This is a genomic window from Frigoribacterium sp. NBH87 (assembly GCF_014217665.1).
Classification (GTDB): domain Bacteria; phylum Actinomycetota; class Actinomycetes; order Actinomycetales; family Microbacteriaceae; genus Frigoribacterium; species Frigoribacterium endophyticum.
Map to the genome: position 1 here is coordinate 960,664 of NZ_CP043650.1, position 11,810 is coordinate 972,473.

Sequence of the window (11,810 nt, forward strand, 5' to 3'; positions counted from 1 at the left end):
GCATGAGCTCCGACACCGCGCCCGACCGCCCCTGGCTGCACAGCTACGCCCCGGGCGTCCCCGCCGACATCGAGCCCGTCACCGGCACCCTCGTCGACCTCATCGACGACGCCGTCGCCGCGCACCGCAGCCGCACGGCGCTCGAGTTCTTCGGGCGGGAGACGAGCTACCGCGACCTCGGCGACGAGATCGCCCGGGCCGCCGAGGGCCTCCGCAAGCTCGGGGTCGGGGCCGGTGACCGGGTCGCGATCCTGCTGCCCAACAGCCCCCAGCACGTCGTCGCGTTCTACGCGGTCCTGCGCCTCGGCGCGGTCGTCGTCGAGCACAACCCGCTCTACACCGACCGCGAACTGCGCCACCTCTTCGAGGACCACGGCGCGACCGTGGCGATCGCGTGGGACAAGCTGGTCGACCGCCTCCGGGCGCTGCCGAGCGACATCGGCTTCCGCTCGGTCGTCTCGGTCGACGTCACGCGGGCGATGCCGCTGGCGACCCGGCTGGCCCTGACCCTGCCGGTGCCGGCGGCCCGGAAGTCGCGCGAGGCGCTCACCTCCCGCACCCGCGGCGACCTCACCTGGCCCGAGCTCGTGTCGTCTCGCCCCCTGCGGCGCCGGCACCCCCGCCCCGCCCTCGACGACGTCGCCCTGCTGCAGTACACGAGCGGCACGACCGGCTCGCCGAAGGGGGCCGTGCTGACGCACCGCAACCTGCACAGCAACGCCGTGCAGGGGCGCGCCTGGGTGCAGGGCATCCGCGAGGGCGAAGAGACCGTCTACGGCGTGCTGCCCTTCTTCCACGCCTACGGCCTCACCCTGTGCCTCACCTTCGCGATGAGCATCGGCGCCCGCCTCGTGCTCTTCCCGAAGTTCGACGTCGACCTCGTGCTCAAGGCCGCGGCGAAGCACCCGCCGACGTTCCTGCCCGCCGTGCCGCCGATCTACCAGCGCCTGGCCGAGGCGGCGGCGGAGCGCGGCGTCGACCTGAGCAGCGCCCGCTTCGCGATCTCGGGGGCGATGAACCTGCCCCTGTCGACGGTCACCGCGTGGGAGGGCGTGACGGGCGGGATGCTCGTCGAGGGCTTCGGCCTCACCGAGACGTCTCCCGTCGCGCTCGGCAACCCGATGGGCCCGACACGACGCCCGGGCACGGTCGGCGTGCCGTTCCCGTCGACGGAGGCGCGGGTCGTCGACCGCGACGCCCCCGACCCCGAGCGCCCGGTGACGGCGGGCGCGGCCGGTGAGTTGATCCTCCGGGGCCCCCAGGTCTTCCAGGGGTACTGGAACCGCCCCGACGAGACCGCCGAGGCCTTCCTGCCCGGCGGCTGGTTCCGCACCGGCGACATCGTCAGCATGAGCGCCGACGGGTACGTCACGATCGTCGACCGCATCAAGGAGCTCATCGTGACCGGCGGCTTCAACGTCGCGCCCTCCGAGGTCGAGGAGGCCGTGCGCGGCGCCGCGGGCGTCGCCGAGGTCGCGGTCGTGGGCATCCCGCGCGCGGGCGGCGGCGAGGACGTCGTCGCGGCCGTCGTGGCGAGCCCGGGCGCGACGATCGACCCCGAGGCCGTCCGCGACCACGCCCGGGAGCAGCTCGCCGCGTACAAGGTGCCGAAGCGCGTCGTCGTCGTCGACGAGCTGCCGCGCTCGCTGATCGGCAAGGTGCTGCGCCGCGAGGTGCGCGACTCGCTCATCGCCGGGCGCTGAGCCGCGCCTCGGCTACAGCCCGCCCCAGCGGGAGATCGGCCAGACGATCACGAACGCCCGCCCGACGACGTGGTCGAGCGGCACGAACCCGTCGTAGGGCCCGCTCTGGTGCAGCCGGGAGTCGGCGGAGTGCGCGCGGTTGTCGCCCATCACCCAGATCGCGCCCTCCGGCACGGTCACGTCGAACGGGATGGTCGACGCGGGCCCCTCGGGGTCGGCCAGGTACGGTTCGTCGACCGGTTCGCCGTTCACGAGCATCCGCCCCTCGGCGTCGCAGCACGAGACCGTGTCGCCCGGCAGCCCGACCACGCGCTTGATCAGCTCGTCGTCTCCCCCGACGCTCCCGCCGGGCAGCCAGCCGCCCGGGTCGTGGAAGACGACGACGTCGCCGCGATCGAGGTCGACGAGGTCGGGCACGAGCTCGTTGACGATCACCCGGTCGTCGATCATCAGCGTGTCCTCCATCGACGCCGACGGGATGTAGAACGACCGCACCAGGAAGGTGCGGACGCCCCACGACACGAGCAGCGCCACGAGCACCACCACGACGATGTCGCGCAGCCAGCGCCACGACGAGCCGGGGCGGGCGGGAGGCGCGGCACCGGCCCCCGAGGTCGCTGCCGTCCCCGGGCCTGCCGTCTCGCTCATGCCGTCATCCTGCCAGGGCGGAGCCGCCCGCCGGCTGCGCGCCTGACGAGCCCGGACCACGCCGCACGGCGATGCTCAGGCGGCGGTCCAGCCGAGCCGCTCGAGACGCGCCAGCGCGTGCTCCTCCGCCACCGGGCGGGCGCCGAGAACGCCGCCGATCGCCCCGAGCATCGCCTGCGCCGGGCCGGCGGTCGGCAGCGCGACCGGGCCCAGGTGGGGAGGCTGCAGGTCGAGCAGCTCGCGGAACCGCGGCTGCAGGGTGCCGACGGCTCCGTTGAACAGCACGGGGTAGCCGAGCCGCAGCACGGGGAAGAGCGGCGGTCGCCGGATGAACCGGACCACCTCGTCGGTCCGCGCCGTGCACTCGAGCACGCCCCGGCGGTCGAACTCCATCAGCTGGTGCTGCATCTCGGCGACGGTGCGGGGCGGGTCGACGACCCCCATCAGCTCGCCGGCCGTGGCCCACTCGCGCACGTAGGCGTCGGGGCCGCCAGGCACCTCACCGTGCCCCCACTGCTGGAACGCCGCGAGGAAGGAGTCGGCGAAGGCCATGTGCACCCAGCTGAGCAGCTCGGGGTCGTTGGCCGCGTAGTCGTGGCTCACGCCGTGGCGGTCGTCGTACTGCCCGACGACCTTCGTGTGCAGCCGGGTGACCCAGCCCGACGCCCGCGTCGCCGCCTCGCGGCTGCCGTACGACACGGTGTAGATCCAGCGGATCGTGCCGGCCAGGCGCCCCAGGGGGTCGTCACGGAACCGAGAGTGGTCGTGCACCCCGGCCAGCGCCCCCGGGTGGAGGGCCTGCACGAGCAGCGCGCGGACGCCCGCGGCGATGGTCGACATCGAGCCGTGGACGGCCCAGACGGCCGACCCGGGCAGGAAGAAGCCCTCGTCGTCGCCCTTCTCGAGATCGGTCACCCACTCGGGCGTGCCCGTGTACTGGCCGTTGAACGTGTACTGCAGGCGGGCGCGGAGCGGCTCGGTGAGGGCGGGCATGCACCGATCATGCGCCGCACGTCTGGGCGCGGGGGCCACGCGGGCGCCTTCTGTCTCGACGTCGAACCGCCTGGCCGGCACCGCGCCTCCTCGACGGGCCCTCCGCGGTCGTGCGGGAGCCCGCGAGGAGGCGCGGTGCAGGAGGGGCGGCCGGCTCAGTTCCCGTGCGCCTCCTCCGCGACGGGCTGCCACTCGCGCCAGGTCGCGAGGCGATGCTCGTAGTCGGCCTCGGCGATGCCGAGGGGCGCCTTGCCGAAGAAGACGCGGAGGGGCGGCTGCTCGGCGTCGACGACCTTGAGGATCGCGCCGCGGGTGGCGTGCGGGTCGCCCGGATCGGCCGCCGACGGTCGCTCGGACGCAGCCTCGCGCACCTCGGCGTAGGCCTCGAGCTCGTCGCTGCGGGAGGCCGACGGGCCCGACCAGTCGGTCGAGAAGCCGCCGGGCTCCACCAGCGTGACGTGCACGCCGAAGCCGGCGACCTCCTGCGAGAGCGCCTGGCTCATGCCCTCGAGCGCCCACTTCGACGCGTGGTAGATGCCGACGGTGGGGAAGGCGCTGACGCCTCCGATGCTCGAGACCTGCACGACGTGGCCGCTGCCCTGGGCCCGGAGGATCGGCAGGGCGGCCTGCGTGACCCACAGCGCGCCGAAGAAGTTCGTCTCGAGCTGGGCCCTGGCCTCCTCCTCGGTGAGCTCCTCGACCATGCCGAAGTGGCCGTAGCCGGCGTTGTTGACGACGACGTCGAGCCGGCCGAAGTGCTCGGCGGCACGCTGCACGGCGGCGACGTCGGCCTCGCGGTCGGTGACGTCGAGCTCGATCGGCAGGAAGGCGTCGGGGTACTGCTGCACGAGTGCGTCGACGGTCTCGAGCCGGCGGGCGGTGCCCGCCACGCGGTCACCGCGCTCCAGCGCGGCCTCCGCCCACTCGCGGCCGAAGCCCTTCGACGCCCCGGTGATGAACCAGACCTTGATCACGGTGTTCCTCTCGTCGTGGTGACCGCCTCGGGTGGGGGCGGCCCCGATCATCCAACGCCGTAGAGTGGCCGGGTGACCATCGAGACCCCGCGTCCCTGGCTGACCTCCTACGCTCCCGGCGTCCCCCACGACATCGAGCCCGTCACGGGCTCGCTCCTCGACCTGGTGGAGGGCTCGGCGAAGAGCTACCCGCGGGCCGTGGCGCTCGAGTTCTTCGGGGCGACGACGTCGTACTCCGAGCTCGTCGAGCAGATCAGCCGGGCCGCCGAGGGCCTGCGTGGCCTGGGCGTCCGCCACGGCGACACCGTCGCCCTCGTCATGCCCAACAGCCCGCAGCACGTCGTGGCCTTCTACGCGGTGCTGCGCCTCGGGGCGATCGTCGTCGAGCACAACCCCCTCTACACGCCGCGCGAGCTGCGCCACCAGTTCGAGGACCACGGCGCCAAGGTCGTCGTCGCGTGGGACAAGGTGGTGGAGACCCTCCAGGACTTCCCCGCCGACGTCGCCCCCGACGCGATCGTGTCGGTCGACGTGACGCGCGGCATGCCCCTCGCCACCCGGGCGGCCCTCCGCCTGCCGATCTCGAAGGCCCGGGAGTCGCGCGCCAAGCTGACCACGAGCGTCCGGGGCACGACGCCGTGGGAGAAGATCGTGGGCTCGTCGCGCATCAAGGCGAAGCACCCGGCGCCCTCGACGGACGACCTGGCGGTCATCCAGTACACGAGCGGCACCACGGGCACCCCGAAGGGCGCCCAGCTGACCCACCGCAACCTGCTCGCCAACGCCGCGCAGTCGCGCGCGTGGGTGCCGACCATCGAGCGCGGCCGCTGCACCGTCTACGCGGTGCTGCCGATGTTCCACGCCTACGGGCTCACGCTCTGCCTCACCTTCGCGATGAGCATGGGCGCCCGCCTCGTGCTGTTCCCGGCCTTCGACCCGGCCCTCGTGCTCAAGGTCATGAAGAAGCGGCCGCCGACCTTCCTGCCGGCCGTCCCGCCCATCTACACGCGCCTCCGGAAGGCCGCCGACGACGCCGGCGTCTCGCTGCAGGGCGTCGAGGTCGCGATCTCGGGCGCGATGCCCCTCTCGGCCGAGGTCGTCGAGCCGTGGGAGGCCGAGAGCGGCGGCTGGCTCGTCGAGGGCTACGGCCTGTCGGAGTGCTCGCCCGTGCTGATGGCGAACCCGGTCGGGCCCACCCGCCGCGCCGGCACCGTCGGCCTGCCGCTGCCCGGCACCGAGGTGCGCGTCGTCGACCCGGAGAACCCGACCGTCGACGTGCCGGCCGGCGAGAGCGGCGAGCTGATCGTGCGCGGCCCCCAGGTGTTCAGCGGTTACTACCGCAAGCCGCAGGAGTCGAACGAGGTCTTCGTCGACGGCGACTGGTTCCGCACCGGCGACATCGTCACGATCGACCCCGACGGGTTCGTGCGCATCGTCGACCGCATCAAGGAGCTCATCATCACCGGCGGGTTCAACGTCAGCCCCTCCGAGGTCGAGGAGGTGCTGGTGCGCTTCGACGGCGTCACCGAGGCCGCCGTCGTCGGGCTGCCGAGCCCCGGCGGCGAGCAGGTCGCCGCGGCCATCGTCGTCGAGTCGGGCGCGAACGTCGACGTGCAGGCGCTCCGCACCTTCGCGCGGTCGCACCTGACGCCGTACAAGGTGCCCCGCCGCATCGTCGTGGTCGACGAGCTGCCGAAGTCGCTGATCGGCAAGACGCTGCGCCGCAAGGTCCGCGACCAGCTCGCCGACCGCTAGCCCGGGGCTGACCGGGCAGCCCCGGGGCTGGCCGCGCAGCCGGGCGCTGGCGGGCAGCCCGGGGCTGACCGGGCAGCCCGGCGTCAGCCGGGCAGCCGGCCGGCGAGCAGGGCGTAGAGCAGCGGCACGGCCGACGCGGCCATGAGCACCGTGCCGAGGCCGTCGTCGTCGGTGCGCAGCACGGCGCCGGCGATGAGCAGGCCCGCGAAGAGCACGGCCGCGAGCACCCGGCGGGCCGTCCGCTCGATGCGACCGAGCTGACGCTCGATGCGCGGGCTGCCGACCTCCAGCGTGCCGTCCTCCAGGCGCGTGACGAGGTGGTCGAGCCGACCGGGCAGCCGGACGGTGACGTCGGCCGCGGCGAGGGCCCGTCGCGCGACGTCCTGCACGGCGTTGCCGCGCTCGTCGCGCACGAGCTGCGCCGCGTAGGGCTCGACGGAGTCCCAGAGGTTGAAGACCGGGTCGAGGGCGCTGGAGACGCCGGAGGTGAGGGTGACGGCGCGGAGCACCAGCAGGAAGTCCTCGGGCAGCTGGAACGGCAGCGCGCGGATCAGGTCGCCGAACTGGCCGGCGAACTCGCGGTACTCCCGAGGGTCGACCTCGCGCAGCTCGGCGAACCCCATGCCGCCGAAGCGGGCGAAGGTCGCGCTGACCGCCCGCTCGAGCTCACGGGTGTCGGCGCTGGGCAAGAGCACCCCGAGGTCGCGCATCGCGTTCACCATGCCGCTGCCGTCGCGGGAGGCGGCGGCGATCAGCAGCGTGCGCAGACCGTTCCGGGTGCCGGTGGGCACCTCCCCCATCATCCCGAAGTCGATGAAGGTCAGCCGCCAGGGGCGTTCCCCCTCGGCGGCGGCCACCGGGGTGACGAAGATGTTGCCGGGGTGCGGGTCGGCGTGGAAGAAGCCGTTCGTGAAGAGCTGGTCGAACATCACCGCGGCGAAGACGGGGGCGACCTCGACCGGGTCGATGCCGGCGGCGCGGAGGCCGTCGACGTCGGTGATCTTGATCGCCGAGACGTCCTCGAGCACGAGCACCTTCCGCGTCGAGCGCTCCCAGACGACGTCGGGCACGCCGACCCGGTCGTCGTCGGCGAAGTCGGCCGCGAAGCGGGCCGAGTTCGCGGCCTCGTTGAGGTAGTCGATCTCTTCCAGGCTCGTCCGCGCGAACTCCTCGACGAGGGCAGGGGCGTCGACCCGGTCGGAGACCAGGCGGACGTGGCTCAGCCAGCCGCCCACCTTGCGGAGCGCGGCGAGGTCGACGTCGACGATCCGGTCGATGCCGGGCCGCTGCACCTTGAGCACGACGTGGACGAGCCCGGTGTCGGCGGAGTCGACCGGGCCGAGCGTCGCCCGGTGCGCCTGGCCGAGGGAGGCGGCGGCGATCGGCTCGGGAGAGACGGCGGTGAAGACGCGGTCGAGGGGCATGCCCAGCTCGGCCTCGGCGAGCGCCCGGATCTCGGGGAACGGCACGGGCGTCACCTCGTCTTGCAGACCCTCGAGCTCCTTCGTGATCTCGGGCGGGAGGACGTCCAGGCGCGACGAGAGGTACTGCCCGACCTTGATCATCAGCCCGCCGAGGTCGAGCGCCAGCGCGTGGAAGCCGCGTGCGAAGCGCTGCATGCGTCGGGCGCGGGTACGCTCGGCGACCCAGCGCAGGCCGAACCTCGGCAGCACCAGCTCGAACCACCAGGTCACGGCGAGGTGACGGGAGGCGAACCGGAGGATGCGCCGGTACCGGGCCCGCCCCGCGCGGTCGCGCAGGGCGTCGCCCGGCTCACCGGCTCGGGCTGAGGCTGTGGGGGTCGGGAGGGGGGCGGTCGGTGCCACCCGCGTCAGTCTCGAGCGAGGATCGAGTAGATGCGGCGACGGGCCTCGTCGAGGGCCGCCACCGCCTCGTCGATCTGCGCGGCGGTGCCGGTGCGGCCCACCTGCGCCGTGGCGCGGGCGAGCTCGATGCCGGCCTTGGGCAGGGCGGTGCGACGGTCGCCGGAGGAGCGCGGGGCGGACCACGGGTCGGACGGGTCGACGCCCGCGGCGGCGCGGCCCGTGTCGGTCAGCGAGTAGACCTTGCGGCCGTCGGTCTCCTCCGCGACGACGAGGCCCTCGTCGGCGAGCAGCTGGAGGGTCGGGTAGACGGAGCCCGCGCTGGGCTTCCAGTCGCCGCCCGTGCGCTCCTCGATCTCGTGGATGACCTGGTAGCCGTGCATCGGCCGCTCGGCGAGGAGGGCGAGGATCGCCGCGCGGAGCTCGCCGCGCGGGGCGCGGGCGCCGTCGCGGCGGTCGAAGGTCGACCGGAGCTGGTCCATGGCCTGCCACATGCCGTCGAGGTCGACGGGGAACGAACCGGGTGTGCGCGAGGTGCTCATGATGATCTCCAGTCGAGGGTCGAGCGATGCCCGAACGATATACCTGGCCCCCGACACGGAGCCGGGCGGGCGCTCAGGCTGGCACCGCGCCTCCCGCGCTCGGCCCCGCCGTCGCCCGAGCGGTCACGATCGGCGGCTCTCGCCCCCACCGGCAGCAGTTCGCGACCACTCGGGGGGCCTGTGACCCATCTCTTCTCACCCGGGGCTCGACGCCCTAGCGTGAGCTCGTGAACACACGTCCTGAGGTCGTCCCTCTCATCGACCACCCGGACCAGTACGCCGGTGAGGAGCGCGTCGCGATCGTGGCCACGCACGCCGCGTCCCCCGGGTCCGGCGCCGCCGCGGAGGCCCGCCGGCTGCGATCGTGGATCGAGTTCCTCTCCACGTGGCCGACCGCGATCACCGATCTCCGGCTCGCCTCTCGGGTGGGACAGGGACTCCTGGCCGCCGTGGCCGGCCAAGGGCAGCTGAGGTCCCTGGGCGTGAAGTGGGGCCCGTACGACGATCTGTCGCCCGTCGCCCAGCTCTCCTCGCTCGAGACGCTCGACCTGCAGGGCGCGAGCCGGGTCGAGAGCCTGACCCCGCTCCTCGGGATGGCGCGCTTGACACAGCTGACCTTGTCGCAGGTCCATCGCGTGCCTGACGTGGCCGTCCTCAGCGAGCTGGTGGGCGTCACCTCGCTCACCCTCGGCAACGTCTCGCCCGGCTCGGACACGGGGCTGATCGTGCCGCATCTCAGGTGGGTGCCCCGCCTGCGGCAGCTGCGGTGCCTCTCCCTGCCCGGCACGCGCCTCTTGGACCACGACCTGACGCCGTTGCTCGATCTGCCCGACCTGGTCGAGCTCACCCTGCCGCTGCGGCGGTCCTACCGTCGGCAGGTCTTCGCCCTGGCGGATCGGAGCCCGGTCTTCGCGAGCCTCGCGGCGGAGTACGAGAGCTACGACGCCTGGCGGGCAGCCTCCAGGACGTGACGACGAGCCGCTCAGGCCAGCACCGCGCCTCCCGCACTCGGCTTCGCCGTCGCACGAGTACCGAGTGGTCACGAACGGCGACCCGGTCCCCCTCCGGGCAGCAGTTCGCGACCACTCGGGGGCCCTCAGTCGCTCGGGACGAGATCCCGGTCGGCGTCGGGGTCGAAGCCGTCGTCGTAGCGGTCGACGTCGAGCTCGACGGCCTCGATGCGGAACTGGTCCAGGAAGCGTCGGAAGCCAGGGTCGAGGCGGAGGCGACGGGCGGCTCGGCGGGCCTCGCCCTCCGACCGGAAGAAGCCGATCTGCTTGACGTCGACGAGCGGCCACTCGGTGTGCGACCCCCGCGGGCGGAGGTGCGTCAGCGACCAGACCCTCGTCACTCCTCGCGCCCCTCGGCGTCGTACGAGAAGAAGCCGCCGACCCAGGCGGGTTCATCGACCGGCCACCTCTCGATGCGGAGGGGCTCCACCTCGTCGACGGCGCCGAGGCGCCCGTCGAAGCCCCGTTGGGTCCGGGCGCGGTCCGCGGCCGCCCGGGCGCGTGCCCTCGTCGAGTACACGCCGAAGAGGCGGGGGAAGGCGACCTCCTCGTAGTCGTGCACCGTGGCGGTCCAGTAGTGCACGACGGCCCACACGAGGCGCGGTCTCGGCGCAGCGGGCTCGGCGGGTCGGCTCATGCGCCCAGGGTAGGGCGACGGCGCGGCGGGCGACGACGGAGCGTGGGCTACGACGAGGGCAGGCCGGCGGCGAGCTCGTCGAAGAAGCCGGCCCAGCCGGCGGCGGTCGCGTCGCGCTGCTCGGCCGAGAAGCCGGGCGTCTCCTGCGTGAAGCGCATGCGCGTGCCGCCGTCCACCTCGGCGAGCTCGACCACCATCGTCGCGCGAGCGGGCGACGCCGGGTCGTCGGTGAGCGTCAGGACGAGGCGCTCGTCGGGCACGACCTCGACGAACTCGCCGGCCCAGCTGAGGGCGTTCCCGTCGGGCAGCACCATGGTCGCCGACCAGGCCCGCCCCGCGACGGCCTCGTAGTCGAGGGCGTCGAGCGGCACGTCGACGGCCGGTCCGCCGAACCAGCGGGCGAAGTCGGCGGCGGTCGTCCAGGCCGAGAACACCGCTGCGGGAGGCGCGGTGCAGGTCCGGACGATCTCGACGCCCTCGGCAGCCTGGTCGTTCATCGGGGTGCTCCTCGTTTCGGTGGCGGTGGCCGGGGCGGGCGACCTGCCGGAGTCGGTGGTCGGCCCTCGCAGGCCTGGTGGCAGTGTCCCAGGCCCCGGCCGGCCGCGCCAAGGCCGCGCGACGACGCACGCCCGGCGCTCTGCTCAGCCCACGGGTGGACACCGTCCCGCCCTGGGGAGGACGACGCCGGGCCACCCGCCCCGCGACCATGGGTCGTGCCCTTCACCCCCAGCCACGCGGTCGTCGCCCTGCCGTTCGTCCGGAGCCCGCTGCCCGCCGGGGCCGTCGCCGTCGGCTCGATGGCGCCCGACCTCCCCCTCTTCTTCCCCGTCGGGGTGACCTACGAGACCACGCACGGCGTCCCGGGCCTGCTCGTGGTCTCCGTGCCGCTCGGAGCGCTGCTCTACCTGGTGTGGCTCCGGGTGCTGCGCCCCGCCGCCGGGGTGCTGCTGCCCCCGGTGGTCGGCACGCGCCTCCCGCCGGCCTGGGCCGTGCCCGGGGCGACGTCGGCCGGCCGCCTCCTCGGGGTGCTGCTCGCCGTCGCCGTCGGCGTGCTGACGCACGTGGGGTGGGACGCCTTCACCCACCCCGGGCGGCTCGGCAGCACCCTGCTGCCCGCCCTGGCGGAGCCGTGGGGCCCCTTCGTTGGCACGCAGTGGACGCAGTACGGGTCGTCGGTCGTCGGGCTCGCCGTGCTCGCGGTCGCCGGGGCGCGGTACCTGCGGCGCGCACCCGTCAGCGCTCGGCCTCGACCGTCACGGTCGCGGACCGTCTCGTGGTGGCTCGCCGTCGCCGCCCTGGTCACGGGCCCCGTCGCCGTGGCGGTCACCCGCGGGCTGCCCTCCGACGTCGGGACGGCGAAGTCGTTCGTGTTCTTCGCGGGCACGGGCTCGGGCGCGCTCCTGCTGCTGCTGGCCGTCGGGGCGTCCATCGCCGTCCAGCTCGGACGACGCGCCGGAGGGCGCACCGAGGGCGTCGCGACCCCCGAGGAGCCGTTCGACGGTCGGGGCGAGGGCGCTGCACCATGACCGGGTGCCTGAACTCGACGAACTCCGCGCCACCGCCCACCCGGCACAGGCAGCCGGCCCGAGCTGCAGAACCCGACCACGCGCCTCCTGATGACCGGAAAGTCAGGTACCAGGACGCCGGGAGCAGGCGAACGGTCGGCAATTGCGACAGAGAGCGGCAGGGCACGGCGGGCGCGGCGGGGCAGGGCGGGGCAGGGCG

12 protein-coding genes are annotated in these 11,810 nt (G+C 74.0%); 4 read left to right on the top strand and 8 right to left on the bottom strand.

Going from position 1 to position 11,810, the window contains the following annotated elements; translation table 11 throughout:
* Positions 1–2 precede the first annotated feature (2 nt).
* Positions 3–1,703, top strand: a complete 1,701-nt coding sequence (locus F1C15_RS04500) for a long-chain-fatty-acid--CoA ligase (RefSeq protein ID WP_056056496.1) — start codon at positions 3–5, stop codon at positions 1,701–1,703.
* A gap of 12 nt (positions 1,704–1,715) precedes the next feature.
* Here the strand turns inward: F1C15_RS04500 and lepB are convergent, their stop codons facing one another.
* The 3 genes from lepB to F1C15_RS04515 all read right to left on the bottom strand — a co-directional run bounded on the left by lepB (position 1,716) and on the right by F1C15_RS04515 (position 4,318).
* A complete protein-coding gene (gene lepB, locus F1C15_RS04505) occupies positions 1,716–2,351 on the bottom strand; it encodes a signal peptidase I (protein WP_185233216.1) in 636 nt (211 codons plus the stop codon).
* Positions 2,352–2,426: 75 nt separating this feature from the next.
* Positions 2,427–3,344 (bottom strand): oxygenase MpaB family protein, encoded by a 918-nt coding sequence (locus tag F1C15_RS04510; protein WP_185233218.1) that lies wholly within the window; start codon positions 3,342–3,344, stop codon positions 2,427–2,429.
* A 155-nt stretch (positions 3,345–3,499) separates the two neighbouring features.
* Positions 3,500–4,318 (bottom strand): SDR family oxidoreductase, encoded by an 819-nt coding sequence (locus tag F1C15_RS04515; RefSeq protein ID WP_370543616.1) that lies wholly within the window; start codon positions 4,316–4,318, stop codon positions 3,500–3,502.
* A gap of 72 nt (positions 4,319–4,390) precedes the next feature.
* On the opposite strand from F1C15_RS04515, the gene F1C15_RS04520 reads away from it, so the two are divergent.
* Complete coding sequence (locus F1C15_RS04520) at positions 4,391–6,073, top strand: long-chain-fatty-acid--CoA ligase (protein ID WP_185233225.1); 1,683 nt, start codon at positions 4,391–4,393, stop codon at positions 6,071–6,073.
* Between the two features lie 83 nt (positions 6,074–6,156).
* Here the strand turns inward: F1C15_RS04520 and F1C15_RS04525 are convergent, their stop codons facing one another.
* Positions 6,157–7,833, bottom strand: coding sequence for an AarF/ABC1/UbiB kinase family protein (locus F1C15_RS04525; protein ID WP_185234063.1), 1,677 nt, complete (start codon positions 7,831–7,833; stop codon positions 6,157–6,159).
* A 71-nt stretch (positions 7,834–7,904) separates the two neighbouring features.
* The gene (locus F1C15_RS04530) at positions 7,905–8,438 is read right to left on the bottom strand and encodes a PadR family transcriptional regulator (RefSeq protein WP_056056499.1); all 534 of its coding nucleotides are present in this window, start codon (positions 8,436–8,438) and stop codon (positions 7,905–7,907) included.
* Positions 8,439–8,740: 302 nt separating this feature from the next.
* Here F1C15_RS04530 and F1C15_RS04535 point away from each other — a divergent pair, with 302 nt between their 5' ends.
* Positions 8,741–9,409, top strand: a complete 669-nt coding sequence (locus tag F1C15_RS04535; protein ID WP_219731568.1) for a hypothetical protein — start codon at positions 8,741–8,743, stop codon at positions 9,407–9,409.
* Positions 9,410–9,534: 125 nt separating this feature from the next.
* Here the strand turns inward: F1C15_RS04535 and F1C15_RS04540 are convergent, their stop codons facing one another.
* Genes F1C15_RS04540 through F1C15_RS04550 form a run of 3 tightly spaced genes read right to left on the bottom strand, consistent with a single transcriptional unit; the run spans position 9,535 to position 10,582 of the window.
* A complete protein-coding gene (locus F1C15_RS04540) occupies positions 9,535–9,789 on the bottom strand; it encodes a hypothetical protein (RefSeq protein WP_185233231.1) in 255 nt (84 codons plus the stop codon).
* Complete coding sequence (locus F1C15_RS04545; RefSeq protein ID WP_156370048.1) at positions 9,786–10,085, bottom strand: hypothetical protein; 300 nt, start codon at positions 10,083–10,085, stop codon at positions 9,786–9,788. Before F1C15_RS04545 ends, F1C15_RS04540 begins: the two co-directional genes overlap by 4 nt.
* 47 nt (positions 10,086–10,132) lie before the next feature.
* Positions 10,133–10,582, bottom strand: coding sequence for an SRPBCC domain-containing protein (locus F1C15_RS04550; RefSeq protein WP_185233234.1), 450 nt, complete (start codon positions 10,580–10,582; stop codon positions 10,133–10,135).
* Positions 10,583–10,798: 216 nt separating this feature from the next.
* On the opposite strand from F1C15_RS04550, the gene F1C15_RS04555 reads away from it, so the two are divergent.
* The gene (locus tag F1C15_RS04555) at positions 10,799–11,611 is read left to right on the top strand and encodes a DUF4184 family protein (RefSeq protein ID WP_185233236.1); all 813 of its coding nucleotides are present in this window, start codon (positions 10,799–10,801) and stop codon (positions 11,609–11,611) included.
* Positions 11,612–11,810 lie beyond the last annotated feature (199 nt).